At 72.2% G+C, this 18,597-nt stretch carries 15 protein-coding genes; 3 read left to right on the forward strand and 12 right to left on the reverse strand.

Going from position 1 to position 18,597, the window contains the following annotated elements; translation table 11 throughout:
• Window positions 1-128: 128 nt before the first annotated feature.
• Complete coding sequence (locus tag AB0H57_RS13910; RefSeq protein WP_357506137.1) at window positions 129-1,352, forward strand: ABC transporter substrate-binding protein; 1,224 nt, start codon at window positions 129-131, stop codon at window positions 1,350-1,352.
• 129 nt (window positions 1,353-1,481) lie between these two features.
• Here AB0H57_RS13910 and AB0H57_RS13915 read toward each other — a convergent pair whose 3' ends face one another.
• The 4 genes from AB0H57_RS13915 to AB0H57_RS13930 form a co-directional block, all read right to left on the reverse strand.
• A complete protein-coding gene (locus tag AB0H57_RS13915; RefSeq protein WP_357506139.1) occupies window positions 1,482-2,075 on the reverse strand; it encodes an ATP/GTP-binding protein in 594 nt (197 codons plus the stop codon).
• Window position 2,076: 1 nt separating this feature from the next.
• Entirely contained in the window at window positions 2,077-2,454 is a 378-nt protein-coding gene (locus AB0H57_RS13920) for a DUF742 domain-containing protein (RefSeq protein WP_357506233.1), read from the reverse strand.
• 99 nt (window positions 2,455-2,553) lie between these two features.
• Window positions 2,554-2,958 (reverse strand): roadblock/LC7 domain-containing protein, encoded by a 405-nt coding sequence (locus tag AB0H57_RS13925; protein WP_357506141.1) that lies wholly within the window; start codon window positions 2,956-2,958, stop codon window positions 2,554-2,556.
• On the reverse strand, window positions 2,955-6,509 hold the full coding sequence (locus AB0H57_RS13930; protein WP_357506143.1) for a nitrate- and nitrite sensing domain-containing protein: 3,555 nt from the start codon (window positions 6,507-6,509) through the stop codon (window positions 2,955-2,957). Before AB0H57_RS13930 ends, AB0H57_RS13925 begins: the two co-directional genes overlap by 4 nt.
• 502 nt (window positions 6,510-7,011) lie before the next feature.
• On the opposite strand from AB0H57_RS13930, the gene AB0H57_RS13935 reads away from it, so the two are divergent.
• Window positions 7,012-7,308, forward strand: coding sequence for a hypothetical protein (locus AB0H57_RS13935; protein ID WP_357506145.1), 297 nt, complete (start codon window positions 7,012-7,014; stop codon window positions 7,306-7,308).
• On the opposite strand, the gene AB0H57_RS13940 is transcribed toward AB0H57_RS13935, so the two are convergent.
• Window positions 7,309-8,385 (reverse strand): adenosine deaminase, encoded by a 1,077-nt coding sequence (locus AB0H57_RS13940; RefSeq protein WP_357506147.1) that lies wholly within the window; start codon window positions 8,383-8,385, stop codon window positions 7,309-7,311. It abuts the gene before it with no gap.
• Between the two features lie 302 nt (window positions 8,386-8,687).
• On the opposite strand from AB0H57_RS13940, the gene AB0H57_RS13945 reads away from it, so the two are divergent.
• Complete coding sequence (locus AB0H57_RS13945; RefSeq protein ID WP_357506149.1) at window positions 8,688-9,596, forward strand: putative RNA methyltransferase; 909 nt, start codon at window positions 8,688-8,690, stop codon at window positions 9,594-9,596.
• Between the two features lie 151 nt (window positions 9,597-9,747).
• Here the strand turns inward: AB0H57_RS13945 and AB0H57_RS13950 are convergent, their stop codons facing one another.
• From AB0H57_RS13950 to AB0H57_RS13980, 7 genes are all read right to left on the reverse strand, one after another.
• The gene (locus AB0H57_RS13950) at window positions 9,748-10,428 is read right to left on the reverse strand and encodes a DUF4272 domain-containing protein (RefSeq protein WP_357506151.1); all 681 of its coding nucleotides are present in this window, start codon (window positions 10,426-10,428) and stop codon (window positions 9,748-9,750) included.
• A 143-nt stretch (window positions 10,429-10,571) separates the two neighbouring features.
• Window positions 10,572-11,852, reverse strand: coding sequence for a thymidine phosphorylase (locus AB0H57_RS13955; RefSeq protein WP_357506153.1), 1,281 nt, complete (start codon window positions 11,850-11,852; stop codon window positions 10,572-10,574).
• Window positions 11,853-12,005: 153 nt separating this feature from the next.
• Window positions 12,006-12,713, reverse strand: coding sequence for a cytidine deaminase (locus AB0H57_RS13960; RefSeq protein WP_357506155.1), 708 nt, complete (start codon window positions 12,711-12,713; stop codon window positions 12,006-12,008).
• Window positions 12,714-12,818: 105 nt separating this feature from the next.
• A complete protein-coding gene (locus AB0H57_RS13965; RefSeq protein WP_357506157.1) occupies window positions 12,819-14,099 on the reverse strand; it encodes an ABC transporter permease in 1,281 nt (426 codons plus the stop codon).
• A 3-nt stretch (window positions 14,100-14,102) separates the two neighbouring features.
• Window positions 14,103-15,461, reverse strand: a complete 1,359-nt coding sequence (locus tag AB0H57_RS13970; RefSeq protein WP_357506159.1) for an ABC transporter permease — start codon at window positions 15,459-15,461, stop codon at window positions 14,103-14,105.
• A complete protein-coding gene (locus AB0H57_RS13975) occupies window positions 15,458-17,131 on the reverse strand; it encodes an ABC transporter ATP-binding protein (RefSeq protein WP_357506235.1) in 1,674 nt (557 codons plus the stop codon). The genes AB0H57_RS13970 and AB0H57_RS13975 overlap by 4 nt, the downstream gene beginning before the upstream one ends.
• A gap of 168 nt (window positions 17,132-17,299) precedes the next feature.
• Complete coding sequence (locus AB0H57_RS13980; protein ID WP_357506237.1) at window positions 17,300-18,367, reverse strand: BMP family ABC transporter substrate-binding protein; 1,068 nt, start codon at window positions 18,365-18,367, stop codon at window positions 17,300-17,302.
• Between the last annotated feature and the right edge of the window lie 230 nt (window positions 18,368-18,597).

Genomic DNA, 18,597 nt, shown 5'->3' on the forward strand with positions numbered 1-18,597 from the left:
CCCAGTAACCGCCTTCGACCTGCGTGTTCCTGCCCACACCCGGACAAGTTGACGGCGGGTGAGGCCGGCCGGGAGCATCTCCGGCGGAACAGCCACGGCAGGGACGCCGGGCTGGGGAGGCGACTGCGATGGCGACACCGGGAAAACATCCGTCCACGTTGACCCGTCGGGGGCTGCTCGCCGCCACGGCCGGCGGCCTGCTGCTGAGCGGCTGCGGCCGGGGTGAGCAGGGTCAGCCGCGGACCGGCGGCAGCCGGGCCCCCGCGGAACAGGAGATCGTGGTCGGCGCCAGCCTGGAGCTGAGCGGGCGGGGAGCCGCAATGGGCACCCTCCAGGAACGCGCCCTGCGGATCACGCTGGAGGGGCTGAACGTCGACGGCGTGCAGGTGGGCAACATGCGCCGCAAGGTGCGCCTCCTGCTGCGGGACAACGCCAGTGACCCGCGTACCGCCGCGCAGCAGGCCCGCGAGCTGGCCCAGCAGGACAACGTGCACGCCCTGCTCGGCGGCACGCTGGCCGAGACCTCCATGGGCATCATCGCGCAGGCGCAGGAGATCCGGATCCCGTTCATCTCGCTGGCGTACGGCGACGGGCTGGTGCTGCCGTTGGCCGACCGCACGTTCATCTACAAGGTGACACCGGACACCCAGGACATCGCCCGACGCCTGGTGCGGCTGCTCGTCGAGCGCAAGCACCGGCGGGTGATGCTGGTTGCCGGATCCGGGCTGCACGGCGACTCCGGCGTCAAGGCCATGAAGCAGGCGGCCAAGGGCGCCGGTGTGGAGCTGGTCACGGTCACCCGGCTGCCGCGCACCGGGACGGACTTCCGGCCGGTGCTGCGCGAGGTCGCCGACCGGGAGCCGAAGGCGGTCGTCCTCTGGTCGCACGCCCCGGACACCGGCGAGGCAGCCCGGACGCTGCGCGTCGTGGGTTACCAGGGACCGCTCTACCTCGATCCGGCGGCGGTCAACGACGACACGCTCGACGCCCGCAACGCGAGTTCCGTCGAGGGCGCCTATGCCGTGCACCCGATGTCGCTGGGCGGCTCCACCCTCACCAACACCACCACCGGCGCGCTGGCCCGCCGGGACTTCACCTTCCGCTACATCCAGCTGTACGGCGGCTTCAGCGGCTTCGCGCCGTACGCCTCGGACGCGCTGACCCTGATCACCGACGCGGCCCGCACGTCGGGCACCGTCGACCATGGACGGATCAAGGCCTACCTGCGTACCCAGGTGTCCGAGGGCATGGCCGGGGCGTACGCCTTCTCCCCCAGCCGGCACAGCGGCATGGAGCGCGATTCGCTCGGCATCTACCAGGTCAACCAGGGCGCCTGGACCCGGATCTCCTGACCCGGTCCCTCCGGTGTGGACGCCCACTGCGGGTCCACACCGGAGGCGGCGGCCCATCCGCCCTTACGTGGACAGCGAGATGCGCCCGGTGTCGGCCGGAAGCCGGCGCCGGGCGCGTACGCGGTCAACTCAGGCGGGCGCCACGGCGCGCGAGCGCCGCATGGTCAGCACGTACTCGACCAGCGAGATCAGCACGTGCTTGGTGGACTCCCGGTTGCGCGCGTCGCAGGCCACCACCGGCACGTCGCTGGAGATCGCGAGGGCCTCCCGGACGTCCTGCGGGTCGTGGTACTGCATCCCGTCGAAGCAGTTGATGGCCACCAGGTACGGCAGCCGCCGATGCTCGAAGAAGTCGATCGCGGCGAAGCAGTCGGCCAGCCGGCGGGTGTCCACCAGCACCACCGCGCCGATTGCGCCGCGCACCAGTTCGTCCCACATGAACCAGAACCGCGTCTGACCGGGCGTACCGAACAGGTACAGGATCAGGTCCCGGTCGATCGAGATACGGCCGAAGTCCATCGCCACCGTGGTCGTCGTCTTGCCCGGCACCTGCCGGTTGTCGTCGACGCCCACACCGGCCGAGGTCATGATGGCCTCGGTGGTCAGCGGTGTGATCTCCGAGACCGAGCCGACGAGCGTCGTCTTACCGACGCCGAACCCACCGGCGATAACAATCTTTGCCGACGTCACGCGCCCGCTCGGGGCCGGCGGCCGGTGCGACATGTCAGAGCCTGCGAAGTCCACTCAGCACCCTCTCCAGCAGTTCAGTGCCCACCGCGTCGTCCGAGTCGTCCAAAATGGTCGGCTCGTGGACCGCGACCAGGCCATCCGTCGCCATGTCGGCGATGAGCACCCGGGCCACGCCGAGCGGAAGCTGCATCCTCGCCGCGATCTCGGCGAGTGACTGCACACGTCCGTCACACAACGCGGCGATGTACTGGTGTTCACGGCCGTGCCCGCCATTGCTGTTGGCTGCGGCCCGACCGCGCACCGTCGTCTCGACGAGCGCCTCCAGGGCGATGTCGAGCCGGGGACGGGTACGACCGCGGGTCACAGCGTATGGCCGGACCAACGCGCCGGTCGGTTCGTCACGATCGGCCATGTCGCCGCTCACCTCCTTCGTACCCCGTGTCGGCTCGCACCGGTGGAACCCGTCTTTGTGTCGTTGTTGCTCCGCCTGACCGAAGGGTCAGCGCGATGTTCAGCCCATCATTCCCACGGCCGTGCGGGGCGCGGGGGTCAGCGCCTCGCCCACCCGGTCCACCAGCAGGGCCATCTCGTAGCCGACCTGACCGACGTCGCAGCTGCGCGCGGCCAGCACGGCGAAGGAGGAACCGTCCGAAATGGACATCAGGAACAGGAAGCCGTTGTCCATCTCGACCACTGTCTGCAGCACCGCGCCACCCTCGAAGCAGCGGGCGGCACCCTGCGTCAGGCTGACCAGGCCGGACGAAATAGCGGCCAACTGGTCGGCCCGGTCCCGCGGAAGGTCTCGTGACGACGCGAGGAGCAGACCGTCCGCGGAGACGGCGACCGCGTGTGCGACACCGGGTACCCGGTCGGCGAAGTTGGCCAGCAGCCAACCGAGATCCTGCGTAGTTGTCATCGTTGTTGCTCCTTCTGCCCGCTCCCGGCCACCGGGCCTGAGCCAGACTGCGAGGATTGCTGCCCACCCGGAGTCCCCTCCGGGTTGGTCGGGTTGCTCTCCGACGGGTTGCTACGGCCGCGCTGCACACCTCGATGGTAGGCCGACAGCAGCCCGCGTACGCCCTCCGGCGTCCGCTTCTGCACGGCCGCGGCGGGCTTCTCCACGGCGCCGGGCACCAGCTGGGCCATCGGCTTGCGCTTCGGCAGGCCCTTCTGGGTGGTCTCGGCCACCGGGACCTCGTTGGCCGCCGAGGCCGCCCGCCAGCCGTCGTCGGCGGCGGTCTGCCAGCCGCCGGGCGGAGGGCCCGGCCGACGGCTCGGCATGCTCTCGGCGAAGCCCGGACGGGCCCCGCTGTTGGTCGGGCCGGTGGCCCGCGGCGCTCCTCCGGCCGTCGGCGTGTTTGCCATCGGTGTCGTACCTGTCGTCCCGGTTGCGGTCTTCTGGACGGGCCGGCCGGTGGCGTCGACCGCGGCGAACTGCTGCGTCGGGGCACCGTTGCCACCGGGTGCCTGCGCCGCCTCCTCCGGGCCGGGCCGGCGGGTGCGGAACCAGGCCGACTCGAGCTCCCGGAAGATCGGCAGTTCCATCGTCTCGTCCGCGTACCGCTGCCGGTTCGCGCCCTGCTGCGGCGTGGTCGGGCGGCCGGCGGCCGGGGCAGCCGCCGGCCGGCCCGCGGCCGGCGGCGTGGCCGGAGCGCCGGGGCGCGGCTCGGCGGCCATGTCGAGCTTGGCGGCGACCCGCTCCGGCACCGGCGGAGCGGCTGCCTCGCGCTCCGGGTTGGCGACCGGCGGCCACACCGGCGGCGCCGGCGTGGCGGGAGCCGCCGCCGAGCGGGCGGGCGAGGGCGGCGCGGTGGCCGGCCGGCCACCCGCGGCGTAGTCGGGTGGCACCGCCCCGGGGCGGGTCGGCAGCGGGTGGCCGGGGGTCGGCGCCGCGGACACCGGGCGACTGGGCAGCGGCTGAGCGGAGGTCGGTGCCGCCGAGACGGGCCGGGTCGGCAGCGGCTGGCCGGACGTCGGTGCCGCCGAGACGGGCCGGGTCGGCAGCGGCTGGCCGGACGTCGGCATCCCCGGAACCGGCGGGGCGGACACCGGCGGAACCGGCGGCGCCGAGACCGGCGGCGGGCCGTACGGCCGTGCCTCCGGGCTGCTGGGCAGCTGACGCGGAATGGGCGGAAGCTGGCCGGTCACGGCCGGGTCGGGGTCGCCGGAACGCCGCTGAGGCAGCGGGTCGATCGACTGGCCGTTGGACGGGCGCGGCCCGAAGGAGTCACCGCCGGTCGCCCCGCTGGCACCGGTCAGGTCGGACCAGGCCGGCAGCGACCCGGCGGAGGCCGGTGCGCCGTTGCGCGGGGTCGGCTCGATCGACCGGCCGCCCAGCGTGAGCTGGTTGCCCGACGGCGGCGCGGTGACGTGGGTCGGTAGGTTGCCCAGCGCCTGGAGCGCGCCGAAGGCCGGCGCCGGACCGGACGACTGCGGGGCCGGGCTGCCCGCCGGGAGCGCCCCGGGGTGCCCGCGGCCGGCGAGCGCCCGCGGCACCAGCACCGAGCCCGGCAGGCCGACCTCGGCCACCGTGCCCCGCTCCGCGCCGGGCTTCAGCTCGACCTTGACGCCGTGCCGGGAGGCCAGCCGGGCGACCACGACCAGGCCCATCATCCGGGAGACGGCCACGTCCACCTGGGGCGGCGTGGCGAGCCGCTCGTTGAGCTCGTGCAGCTGCTCGGCGCTGACGCCGATGCCCCGGTCCTCCACGTAGAGCGTGGCGCGGTCACCGATCCGCCGGGCCTCCACCATCACCTGGGAGTCCGGCGGGGAGAAGGCGGTGGCGTTGTCGAACAGCTCGGCGATCAGGTGCACGAGGTCGTTGACCGCGTGCGCGGCCACCTCGATGTCCCGGTCGATCGAGCCGAACTCGATCCGGGTGTAGTGCTCGACCTCGGACTGCGCGGCGCGGAGCACGTCGATCAGGGCGGCCGGCTCACGCTGGACGCGGGTGGAGTCCGCACCGGCGAGCACCAGCAGGTTCTCGTCGTTACGGCGCATCCGGGTGGCCAGGTGGTCGAGCTGGAACAGCTCGGCCAGCCGGTCCGGGTCCTCCTCGCCGCGCTCCAACCGGTCGAGGTGACCGATCAGCCGGTCGACCAGGATCTGCGAGCGGCGGGCGAGGTTGACGAACATCGTCGCGACGGACGACCGCAGAGCGGCCTGCTCGGCCGCGGTCCGCACGGCCTCCAGGTGGACCGCGTTGAACGCCTCGGTCACCTGGCCGAACTCGTCCTTGCTCCGCACCGGCAGCGGCTCGGCGATCTGGTTCGCCAACTGGGCCGGGGAGTGCTGGCTGGCCAGCTGCGGGTCGCGCAACCGGGCCACCGCCTGGGGCAACCCGAACTGGGCGATGGAGAGCGCACCCTGCCGCAGGTCGCGCAGGGAGCGGGCCATCGAACGGGCGACCAGGTACGCGAACAGGATGGCGAGCAGCAGCATGCTCAGCAGCAGGCCGGTCTCCAGGAACACCTGGCGCTGCACGTCGGAGCGGAGCGCGTCGGCCTGGCGGACCACGTCGCCGTCCAGCTTCGCCTCCACGGTACGGATCAGCCGGGAGTTGGCGACCATGGCCGCGTCCCACTGGTCCCGACCGAACGGCGCGTCGGCCATGCTCTCGTTGACCTTGCCGGCGATCCAGCCGTTGTAGCTGTCGGCCTGGCGCTGGTCGGAGCCGGAGACGGTCTGCTGGAAGAACTCCTTCTCCTGGTCGTTGGCGACCGCGCGGAAGCTCTGCAGGGCCTGCTGCTGACCGGTGCCGCTGGCGATGTAGTCGGTGCGCAGGACCGGGGTGAGCGCGTTCTGGATCAGCGCGCGGTGCACCACCACCCGACGCAGGGAGAGGAACTCCTTGGACCGGGCGGTCGCCGCGGCGGCCCGCATCCGCTCGCTCAGGTCGTTGTCCCCGGCGAGCTGGGTCGCCGAGTCGCGGATGTCGAGCAGGTCGTTGATCAGGCCCTCGTACGCCTGCACCGTCTCGGTCAGCTTGAACCGGCCGTTGTAGACCTGGCTGCGGGTGCCGGGGAGGTCCTTGAGGTTCTCGTCGATCCGGTCGAGGAGATTCTCGAAGCTCGCCGGCAGATTGTCGATCTCGAGGCGCTGCTGGGAGTACGGGGTCTTCGCCTGGTCGACCCGGTTGTTGACCCGGTTGTACGCCTCGCGGTACTGCTCCCGGGCCTGCCCCTCCTTGGAACCGAGGAACAGGACGGCCGAGGTGCGCTCGTCCTGGAGGCTGTTGACCAGGTCACCGGAGTAGCTGACGAGGTTGGCCAGGTCACCGGCCCGGTTCGCGTTGTTGAGCGTCTCCAGGTGGTCGATGAGACCACTGGTGCCCACGACGACCGTGGCGATGGTCGGCACGATCATGATGAGACCGAGCTTGGACCAGATCGGCATGTCGCGAAGCCGGCCGGCCGGCCGACGCAGCCGCGACAGGAAGGAGCTCGCCGTCTTTGGCCGTTTGCTCACGTCACCGCCCTCGCGATCACAACTGCCGAACGTTGCCTCGGGCACCGCCCAGCGACCGACCCGGCGGGTCGGACCCCCGAGATTCCATCACGCCGCCCCGCAAAGAGAAAGCCCAGGTTGTCCCTCTCTCCGGGTGTGATGAGATGTTGACGCAATTTGCTCGCAATCCGTCTGGTCGGAGTCACCGAAGGTAATGGAACACCCGCACCGCGTCGTCCTGTTGGCCGGGCCATCCGGCTCCGGAAAGTCGTACATCGCACAACGAACCGGACTTCCGGTGCTCTGCCTCGACGACTTCTACAAGGACGGCGATGACCCTACGTTGCCACGCCGGAACGGCCTCGTGGACTGGGAGTCACCCCTGTCCTGGGACGCCGAGGCGGCGGTGGAAACCATTGCCCGACTGGCCCGGGACGGCAAGACCGAAGTGCCGGTTTATGCGATCGGCGCGGACCGACAAGTGGCCAGTCGGCCATTCGATGTCACCGGATCGCCGATTTTCATGGCCGAAGGGATCTTCGCCGCCGAGATCGTGGCGGAGTGCCGCCGCCGCGGACTGCTCGCCGGGGCGTACGCCTTGCGGCGCCCCCGGACGGCCACCTTCCTCCGCCGCCTGGCCCGCGACCTCACCGAGCAGCGCAAGGCGCCCCGGGTGCTGGTCCGGCGCGGCGTGGCGCTGCTGCGCGAGGAGCCGGCGGTGCTGGCCCGGCAGACCGGGCTGGGCGCCGAGGCGGCCCGGGCCCGCGAGGTGCTCCGGCGGGTGGCCGCGCTGCTGCCCGGCCACCCGCGCCAGCACTGATCAGGTCAGCAGCTTGGCGTACGCCGGCTTGATCACCTCGTCGATGATCCTCAGGCGCTCGTCGAACGGGATGAAGGCGCTCTTCATCGCGTTGATGGTGAACCACTGGAGTTCCTTCCAGCCGTAGCCGAATGCCTCCACCAGCAGCGCCATCTCCCGCGACATCGACGTCCCGCTCATCAGCCGGTTGTCGGTGTTGACCGTGACCCGGAACCGGAGGTCACGCAGCAGCCCGATCGGGTGGTCCGCGATCGAGGCGGCGGCACCGGTCTGCACGTTCGACGACGGGCACAGCTCCAGCGGGATCCGCTTGTCCCGGACGTACGCGGCCAGCCGGCCGAGCACCGGCGGGTCGCCCGGGGTGACGTCGTCCACGATCCGTACCCCGTGCCCGAGCCGGTCCGCGCCGCACCACTGGATCGCCTGCCAGATCGACGGCAGGCCGAACGCCTCGCCGGCGTGGATGGTGAAGTGGAAGTTCTCCCGCTGGAGGTATTCGAACGCGTCCAGGTGCCGGGTGGGCGGGAAACCCGCCTCGGCGCCGGCGATGTCGAAGCCGACCACGCCGGCGTCCCGGTGCCGGACCGCGAGTTCGGCGATCTCCTGCGAGCGGGCCGCGTGCCGCATGGCGGTGAGCAGCGTGCCGACCCGGATCGGATGGCCCTGCGCGGCGGCCTGCTCACTGCCCTCGACGAAGCCGGCCAGCACCGCCTCCACCACCTCGTCCAGTGAGAGGTCCCGCTCCAGGTGCTGCTCGGGGGCGAACCGCACCTCGGCGTAGACCACCCCGTCGGTGGCCAGGTCCAGGGCGCACTCCCGGGCGACCCGGCGCAGCGCGTCGGCGGTCTGCATCACCGCGACGGTGTGCGCGAACGTCTCCAGGTAGCGCTCCAGGGAGCCGGAGTTGGCTGCCTCGACGAACCAGCGGCCCAGCCCCGTCGCGTCGGTGGTGGGCAGTTCATGGCCGATCTCCGCGGCCAGCTCCACGATCGTCGCGGGGCGAAGGCCGCCGTCGAGGTGGTCGTGCAGCAGCGCCTTCGGGACCTTGACGATGTCCTCGTACGAGATTGCGACCATGCTCAGACCCTAGTCACCGGCGGTCCGGCGCCGGCACCGGACCGCCGGTCACGGCCGCCGGCCGTACACCCGCTCGACGGTGAGGCGGAGCACCAGCCGGCCGTCGGCCACCATGACCGCCCGGTAGTCCGCCGAGCAGAGTGCATGTCGATGACATGTCAACGACTCCGTTAGGATCGGGGCATGGACGGACCACGGCTCAGCCCGGCGCAGATCGAGGCGCTCGGCGTCCTGAGCCAACGGGTGGTCGACCACCTCACCGCACGGCCCGCGGCGCCGACCGGCCGGCCGGAGGGCTGACCATGGACCCGCGCATCCTGGACCGCCTACGCTGCCCGGTCTGCGGCGACCCGCTGGCCGAGGCCACCGCCGGCACCGCCCGGGCGCTGCGCTGTCCGCGCCGGCACAGCTTCGACATCGCCCGCCAGGGGTACGTCAACCTGCTCGCCGGCCGGGCCCCCCACGTCGGGGACAGCGCGGAGATGGTCGCGGCCCGCGCCGACTTCCTCGCCGCGGGCCACTACGCCCCGGTCGCCACGGCCCTGGCCGACGCCGCCCGCCGGGTGCTGCACCGGCCGGCGCCGGTCACGCCGGCTCCCGCCGGGCGGCCGGGTGGTGCCGGCCCGGGGTGCCCGCTGGTTGCGGACGCCGGCGCGGGGACCGGCTGGTACCTGGCGGCGGTGCTGGCGGCCCTCCCCGATGCCGTCGGGCTGGCGCTCGACGTCGCCAAGCCGGCGCTGCGCCGCGCGGCCCGGGCCCACCCCCGGGCCGCCGCCGCGCTCGCCGACACGTGGCAGCGCCTACCGCTGGCCGACGGGTCCACCACGGTGCTGCTCAACGTCTTCGCGCCGCGCAACGGAGCGGAGTTCCGCCGGGTGCTCGACCCGGCCGGCGCGCTGCTGGTGGTCACCCCGGCCGAGGAGCACCTCGCCGAGCTGGTCGGCCCCCTCGACCTGCTCCGGGTCGACCCGGCCAAGGCCGACCGGGTGGCCGGCAGCCTGGGCGGGCACTTCACCGAGGAGTCGTCCGCCGTGCACCGGGCCCGGCTCGCCCTCACCCGCACCGAGGTCGCCACCCTGGTCGGGATGGGCCCGAGCGCCTGGCACACCGATCCGGCCCGGCTCGCCGAGCGGATCGCCGCGCTGCCCGAGCCGGCCACCGTGACCCTCGCGGTCCGTCTCGGCGTGCACCGCCCGTACGCCGCCAGCTGACGGCGTACGGGTCGGCAGCGGGCGCCGGACACCCGGAAGGGCGTGATACCCCAGAGTCATCAAAATACCTGGGAGGTATCACGGCCGAAGACGTGTTTCGCCCCCACCCGCGACACGCCCGAGCACCGGCAGCGCCGCCGCCGCGGCGGGCTCAGGTGGAGAGATCGACCTCTTCCCAGTCCGGCGGCTCGTCGTGGTACGGCCCACGCAGCATCACCGCCCACTCCAGCGCCCACCGCCGCTGCCCGATGGCGTTCGCGTCGACCAGCCCGGGCACCGGCCGGCCCGCCTCCTCCAGCTCCAGGTACGCCCAGTCCAGGCAGTAGTGCAGGTCGAGCAGGGCGGCCGCGTGGGCGGGGTGCTGCGGGGCGGCCAGGATCCGGGCCCGCCAGTGGTCGAAGGTCTCCCCCGCGGCGATGTTCGGCATCCGCTCGACCAACCGCTCGTCCACCGGGACCGTCGGGTCGAGCTGCCTGGTCAGCCCGAGGACCCAGGCCAGCGAGAAGAGCGCGTCGTGGTGCAGCACGAACGAGCGGTGGTCGCCCTTGCCGCCCATCACGAACTCCCACTCGGGCGGGGTGACCATCTCCATCAGGTGCGAGTGGAGCAACCAGCTCACCGCCGCCTGCGGTGGCATCCCGAAGCAGCGGGCCAGGATCAGGTGCAGCACCGCGATCCGGGCCTCGATCTCCCGGGTCGGGCGCAGCTCGATCTCGTCACCCGGCTCCCACACCAGCGGGAACTGGCCGGGCGGCAGCGGCAGGCCCAGCCGGACGAGCTCCTCCAGGCTCGCCTCACGGACGGCCCGCGGGTCGGGGGCGGGTACTAGCACGGTCGGTCCCTGTCTGCTCGCGTCGGCGAATCACCGATCGGTCCCCGTGGCCAGGGAGAATAGCGGCTTCCCGGAGCGATCGGACGACCCGCCCCGCTCGCGCCCGAGCGATCGGACGACCCGCCCCGGTCGCGCCGCGCGGGTCAGCCGACCCGCTCGATGACCAGGGGCTTCCGCTCCGGCGCGGTGGGCGCGACGGTGACCGCGCGTGCCGCCTCGGCCAGCGCCGCGGGGAGCCGGCCGGCGTGCTCGGCGCGCAGCTCGTAGAGCGGGTCACCGGCGCGCACCGGGTCGCCCGGGCGCTTGTGCAGCACCACCCCGGCCGGGATGCTCACCGGGTCCTCCTTGCGGGCCCGGCCGGCGCCGAGCCGCCAGGCGGCCACCCCCATGGCGTACGCGTCGATCGCCGCGACGAAGCCGTCCGCCTCGGCCCGGACGACCTCGACCTCGGGCGCGGTGGGCAGCGGGGCGTCCGGGTCGCCGCCCTGGGCGCGGATCATCCGCCGCCACGAGTCCATGGCCCGCCCGTCGCGCAGCGCCGCCGCCGGATCGGCGTCCGGCAGGCCGGCCGCGTCCAGCATCTCCCGGGCCAGCGCCAGGGTCAGCTCCACCACGTCGGTCGGTCCACCGCCGGCCAGCACCTCCACCGACTCGGTCACCTCGACGGCGTTGCCGATGGCCAGGCCGAGCGGGGTGGACATGTCGGTGAGCAGGGCCACCGTCCGTACGCCGTGCGCGCCGCCCAGCTCCACCATGGTCCGGGCCAGCTCGCGGGCGTCGTCGACGTTCTTCATGAAGGCGCCGGAGCCGACCTTGACGTCGAGCACCAGCGCGCCGGTGCCCTCGGCGATCTTCTTGCTCATGATCGAGCTGGCGATCAGCGGGATCGCCTCGACGGTGCCGGTGACGTCGCGCAACGCGTACAGCTTGCGGTCGGCCGGGGCCAGGCCCGCGCCGGCCGCGCAGATCACCGCGCCCACGTCGCCCAGCTGGGCGATGAACTCGGCGTTGCTCAGCGCGGCCCGCCAGCCGGGTACGGACTCCAGCTTGTCCAGCGTGCCGCCGGTGTGCCCGAGGCCGCGCCCGCTCAGCTGCGGGACCGCCGCGCCACAGGCCGCGACCAGCGGGGTCAGCGGCAGGGTGATCTTGTCACCGACGCCGCCGGTGGAGTGCTTGTCGACGGTCGGCCGGGTCACCGGGGACAGGTCCAGCCGCTCGCCGCTGGCGATCATCGCGGCGGTCCACCGGGCGATCTCCGGCGCGGTCATCCCGCGCAGCAGGATCGCCATGGCCAGCGCGGCCATCTGCTCGTCCGCCACCAGCCCCCGGGTGTACGCGTCGACCACCCAGTCGATCTGGGCGTCGCTCAACACCCCGCCGTCCCGCTTCACCCGAATAACATCAACCGCCGTAAAAGCACTCACCGTTGAGCTTCCTATCGATAGATCAAATTTTCCCGTCGGGATGCCGGCACGAACGCGCGGCCCTGAGCACGACGGGCCGGGGCCGACCGTGCCCGGCGGAGGGATCAAGCCTGACCGCCCGGAGCCGGGCACGGTCGGCCCCGGCCCCTAACCTCAAGCACCAGACCACCGCACCGAAATCTCCAACGGAGGCTCCCCCTCCCCCGCCCAGAAGATCGTGCCCGACGCGTCCACCACCACCACGCGCGGCGTCCGCGCCAGCCCCCAGGTGATCGCCTCCGCCGGGTCGTCCCAGCTCGGCCCCTCCTCCAGCACCCCGGTCTCGGCCCCGGCGTCGTCGCCCGCCGACCGTTCCCAGTACGCCGTCCAGACCTGCTGCCCGGCGGAGAGGTCGGGGTGCACGAACACGGTGCCCCGGCCCCGCCAGGCGGCCAGCCGGTCCGGCACCACCGGCACCGGCGCCTCGCCGGTCACCGCCTCCAGATCGGCCACGTCGAAGGCGTGCGGCAGCAGCTCGGCCATCCGCAGCGGGCCGCCCTTGGCCTCGATCAGGCATTCCGGGCCGCCCTGCTCCCAGAGCAGCTGCCGGCACCGGCCGCATGGCATCAGCGGCTCGCCGGTGGCGTCGACGCAGGAGAGCGCCACGATCCGGCCGCCGCCGGTGGCGTGCAGCGAGGAGACCACCCCGCACTCGGCGCAGAGCACCACGCCGTACGCGGCGTTCTCCACGTTGCAGCCGACCACGACCCGGCCGTCGTCGACCAGGGCCGCCGCCCCGACCGGGAACTTGGAGTACGGGACGTACGCGTGCCGCATCACCTCGGTGGCGGCGGCCCGCAGCCGCTCCCAGTCGATCTCCATCACGTCTCCCATTCTGCCCAATTCACGCTGATCGGTCGCGGAGCGGCCCGGAGACGACCGTGCCCGGCGGGGTCCGACCCGCCGGGCACGCTGCGTCGCGGGCCGTCAGCCCTTGATGTACGGCTTGCCGTCGGCGGCCGGCGCCCGGACCCGACCGACCAGCCCGGCCACCGCCAGGATCGTCGCCAGGTACGGCAGCATGGCCAGGAACTGGCTCGGGATGCTGCCGCCGATCGCGCCGAGGTACGTGGCGAGCTGGTCGGCGAAGCCGAAGAAGAGCGCCGCGAGCAGCGCCCCGGTCGGGCTCCACCGGCCGAAGATCAGCGCGGCCAGCGCGATGAAGCCCTTGCCGCCGATCATGTTCTTGCTGAACGAGTAGAGCGCCAGCGTGTAGGAGGCGCCGCCGATGCCGGCGACCACCCCGGCCAGCAGCACGTTGCGGTAGCGCAGGCCCAGCACCCGGACGCCGAGGGTGTCGGCGGCGGTCGGGTGCTCGCCGACCGAGCGGGTCCGCAGCCCCCACCGGGTACGGAAGAGCGCGATGTGGATCACCAGCACCAGCAGCAGGCCCAGGTAGAGGAAGAGGTTGCCGCGGAACAGCGCCGGCCCGAGCACCGGGATGTCCTTGAGCAGCGGGATCTCCCAGTTGCCGAACCGGGGTGCGCTGTTGTACCGCTGCGCGTCGGTCTGCATCAGCCGCTCGTAGAGGAAGCCGGTGACGCCGACCGCGAGCAGGTTGAGCACCACGCCCATCACCACCTGGTCGACCAGGTAGCGGATGGCGAAGACCGCCAGCAGCAGCGAGATGAACGCGCCGCCGATGGCCGCGGCGACCAGCCCGACCCAGACGTTGCCGGTGATGCTGCCGAACAGGGCGCCGGAGAAGGCGCCCATCAGCAACTGGCCCTCGATCGCGACGTTCACCACGCCGGAGCGCTCGCAGAGCACCCCGGCCAGCGCGCCGAAGATCAGCGGCAGGGCCAGCAGGAAGGTGCCCCGGACGATGTTGACCAGCGGCATGAAGTTCTGCCCGGCCGGCGCGGCGGAGACCTGCCAGCACAGGAAGCTCAGCACGAAGCCGACCACGCCGACGCCGAGCAGCAGGGTGAACCAGCGCTTCGGCACCCCGGCGAGCAGGGCGGCGCCCGCCGCCGCGCCGATGATCCCGAACAGGATCGCGCCGACCGTGCCGTTGATCTCCAGCGCGGCGCCCGCGGCGTCCTCGCTGAGCGTGAACCGGGCCTGCTCACCGGTGGCGAGCGAGCCGAACAGGCCGGCGGCGAGCAGGCCCAGCGCCAGCAGCAGCGCGCCGACCTTGCGGTCGCGGGTCCAGAACCCGGCCTTCACCGGGGCGACGGCGATGTCGGGGACAGCCATGGTGGACATCGGTCACCAGCCCTTCGCCAGGCTCGTCTGCAGCCGCGCCGCGCGGGCGGCCCGGAGCTGGAAGATCGCCTTCACCAGGGCCGGCGCGGCGATGAAGATGACGATCAGCGCCTGGAGCACGGTGACCAGTTCCAGCGAGATGCCCGAGTACGACTGCATCCGGTTACCGCCGGCCTGCAGCGCCCCGAAGAGCAGCGCCGCGAGCAGCACACCCCAGGGCTTCACCCGCCCGAGCAGGGCGACCAGGATGCCGTCGAAGCCGATCTGCGCGGCCACCTGCGGGGTGAGCGCGTCGGCGGTGGAGCCGAGCACCATGTTGGCGCCGCCGAGACCGGCCAGCGCGCCGGCGATCACCATGATCAGCACGTACGTCCGGGTCACGCTGATGCCGGCGGTGCGGGCGGCGTCCGGGTTGGCGCCGACCGCCCGCAGCTCGAAGCCGAACGTGGAGCGGTTGAGCAGCCAGGCCACGAACCAGGTGGCCAGCACCGCGAGCAGGATGCCGGCGTGCACCCGCAGGCCGCTGCCGAGCAGTCGGGGCAGCTGGGCCGAGGAGTCCACCGCCCGGCTGATGGCGTCGGAACGTGTCGGGTTCTGCACCCAGCTCTGCACGATGATCCAGGACAGCAGGTAGACCGCCACGTAGTTGAGCATGATCGTGTTGATCACCTCGTGGGCACCGGTGCGCGCCTTGAGGATGCCCGGGATGAAGCCCCAGATCGCGCCGCCGGCCGCACCGGCGAGCAGGGCCACCAGCAGGTGCAGCACCGGCGGCAACGGCAGCAGGAAACCGGCCAGCGCGGCGAGGATGACGCCGATGACGGCCTGGCCCTGGGCCCCGATGTTGAACAGGCCGCCGCGGAACGCCAGCGCCACCGACAGGCCGGTGAACGCCAGTGGCGCGGTGTAGGTCAGCGTCTCCGAGATCGGCCCGAGCACCGCCTGCCAGCCGGCGTCACCGTTCAGCCAGTCCGAAAAGGCCTGCGGGTCGAAGATCGCGCCCTTGAACAGGTTCGCGTACGCCTCGCTGACCACCGACCAGCTGGCGTTCATCGCGTCCGCCGGCCGGGCGGTGATGTAGCCGTAGGTGGCCAGCACCTCCGGGTCGGAGACGATGATCAGGATGGCGCCGATGACCATCGCCAGCACCAGCGCCAGCACGGTGACCGTGACGGTGTTGGCCGCCCACAGGTTGTCCAGGAAGGCCCGCCCCAGCGAGGGCCGCTCCCCGGCCTCGTCGGGCTTCGGCGCGGTGGCCGTCGGGGTGGTCGCCTGGTCGGCGTTGCCGACCGCGTTCTGCTCCGCCTGCGCCTCGGTCGCCGGTTCCTTGTCCGGCGAGCCCGCGGGTGGATTCGTCGTCATGCCTCGTCCTTGCTGCCTGGGCCCGCGGCGGCCGGGGGGACGTCGCCGGGGTCACTGGTCGGGCCGGTGCCACCCGCGGGGGCGGCGTCGGTCGCGTCACCCGTGGTCGACGCGTCCGCGTCGCCGGGCGAGTCGGGAGTGATGCCGGCCATCAGCAGGCCGATCTCCTCGCGGGGGGTGTCCGGGCCGACGATGCCGATGATCCGGCCGCGGTACATCACCGCGATCCGGTCGGCCAGCCCGATCACCTCGTCCAGCTCGCTGGAGACCACCATGACGGCGGTGCCGACGTCCCGTTCGCGGATGACCCGGCTGTGGATGAACTCGATCGAGCCGACGTCCACGCCCCGGGTGGGCTGGGCGGCGATGAAGAGCTTCAGCGGCCGGGACAGCTCCCGGGCCACGATCACCTTCTGCTGGTTGCCGCCGGAGAGGGTGCCCACCGCCGCGTCCGCCGACGAGGTACGGACGTCGAACTGCTCGATCCGCTCCTTCGCCGACTTCGCGATCGCGTCCGGCTTCAGCGAGAGGCCCTTGCCGAACGGCGGCCGGTCGTAGATGTCCAGCACCAGGTTCTCCGCCACGGAGAACTCCTTGACCAGGCCGTCGACGCTGCGGTCCTCGGGCACGTAGCCGACCCCGGCGCGGAGCACCTTCTTGGTGGGCCAGCCGTGCACGGATGCGCCGTCGAGCGTGACCGTGCCGGCGAGCACCGGGCGCAGGCCCATGATCGCCTCGATCAGCTCGGTCTGGCCGTTGCCCTGCACGCCCGCGACGCCGAGCACCTCGCCCGCGTGCACGGTGAGGTCGACGCCGTCCACCGCCCGTACGCCCCGGTCGTCGTCGACGACCAGCCCGCCGAGCTCCAGGACCGGCTTGCCCGGCGTGGCCGGCTTCTTCTCCACGGTCAGCCGCACGTTGCGGCCCACCATCAGCGCGGCCAGCTCGTCCCGGCTCGCGTCCGGGGAGGCCGTGCCGACGGTCTTCCCGCGCCGGATGACGGTGATCCGGTCGGCGATGGCCTTGACCTCGCCGAGCTTGTGGGTGATGAAGACGATCGACTTGCCGGCCGCCTTGAGTGACCGCATGACGGTCAGCAGTTCCTCGGTCTCCTGCGGGGTGAGCACGGCGGTCGGCTCGTCCAGGATCAGCAGGTCGACGTCGCGGGTGAGCGCCTTGACGATCTCCACCCGCTGCTGGATGCCGACTGGCAGGTCCTCGATCACCGCGTCCGGGTCGACCCGCAGGTTGTACCGCTCGGAGACCTCGGCCACCTCGCGGCGGGCCCGGCGGCGGTCGAGGAAGCCGGCGATGCCGCCCTTGACCCGCTCGGCGCCGAGCATGACGTTCTCCGCCACGGTGAACACCGGCACCAGCATGAAGTGCTGGTGCACCATGCCGATCCCGGCCGCGATCGCGTCCGACGGACCCTTCAGCCGCAGCGGCTGGCCGTCGACCAGGATCTCGCCCTCGTCGGGCTGGTAGAGCCCGTACAGCACGTTCATCAGGGTCGACTTGCCGGCGCCGTTCTCGCCGAGCAGGGCGTGGATCTCTCCAGGCTCCACCGTCAGGTCGATGTGGTCGTTGGCGACCAGATCACCGAACCGCTTGGTGATGCCGCGCAGTTCGAGTCTCAGCGCAACCTCCTGGAGTGCGAGCGGATGGTGCAGCGTAGCGGCTGCTCCGCCGCCACCGCGGCGGGTGGGTTCTGGGGATGGAAGGTGGACCGGCCGCCCCGGTGCCGCGAGGTCTTCCCGCGCGGCCGGGACGGCCGGATCGTCACACCTGGTGCCCGCCGGCCCCCGCTGATGATCCCATCGCGAGGGCTGGCGGAGCGATCACTTGACCGGCTGGGCCTTCGAGGCGACCGTGATGGTGCCGGCGGCGATGTCCGCCTTGATCTTCTCGACCTCGGCCTTCAGCTCGGCCGGGACCTTGCTGTCGAACTCGTGGTACGGGGCGATCGAGACACCGTTGTTGGCCAGGTCGCCGACGTAGCCGGGCTTGGCCTCGAGCTTCTCGCCACCGGCGGCCTTGAGCACGGCCTCCTTGACGGCGTCCTTGATGTTCTTGACGACCGTGGTCAGCATGACCGGGCAGTTCTGGGTGGCCTCACAGCCGTCAGCGTCCACCCAGATGACCGAGTACTTGCCGTTCGAGGCCTGGGCCGCGGCGGTGGTGCCGAGGCCGGCGCCGCCGGCGACCGGCATGATGATGTCCGCGCCCTGGGCGACCAGGGTGTCGGAGACCTTCTTGCCCTCGTCCTGCTTGCCGAAGTCGTTGGTGAAGGAGCCCTTCTGGGTGTCCTTGTTCCAGCCGAGGACCTGGACCTTCTTGCCCTTGGCCTGGTTGTAGTACGCGACGCCGTCGGCGAAGCCGTCCATGAAGATCGTCACCGGCGGGATCGGCAGGCCGCCGTAGGTGCCGACCTTGCCGGTCTTGCTCATCCCGGCAGCCAGGTAGCCGGCCTGGAAGGCGGCCTGGGCGGTGTCGAACTGCATCGGGTAGATGTTGTCCACGCCCGGGTTGGCGTCGACGATGCCGAACTGCTGGTCCTTGTGCGTCTCCGCGGCCTTCTTGGTCGCGTTCTCCATCAGGCCACCGACGGCCAGGATGAAGTCGCACTTCTGGTTGACGTAGCCGTTGAGGTTGACCTCGTAGTCCGCCTCGGCCTTCGACGCGACGTACTTGGTGGTGATGTCACCGTTGGCCTTCTCGGCCTCCTTGAGGCCAGCCCACGCCGAGGTGTTGAACGACTTGTCGTCGATGCCGCCGACGTCGGTCACCATGCAGGCGTTGTACTTCTTGCCGCCGGCGCTGCCGGCGTTTTCGTCCTTCGGCGCCTCGCCGCACGCGGCGGCGCCGAGCACGAGTCCACCCGCCACGAAGGCGGAGGCGATCCGCATCCCACGCACAGTGCGCAAGACGTCTCCTTCCCATTGCACACCGCGCTTGTGCGGTGGCAGCCCTTGAGCCGGCCTGCACCATGCGGCCGCCGGCTGTCCCACGTTACGGACGGGAGCGTACGCCCGCGCCCACCCACCGGCCGACAATCGTGCACGACTGTTGAGCGCCTGTTATCCCTATGTAACCGTTGCGTGGGGCAGATCACTTCTCACGTTTGCCGTCCGGCGGT

The sequence above is a fragment of the Micromonospora sp. NPDC050686 genome (genome assembly GCF_040654475.1).
Lineage (GTDB): Bacteria > Actinomycetota > Actinomycetes > Mycobacteriales > Micromonosporaceae > Micromonospora.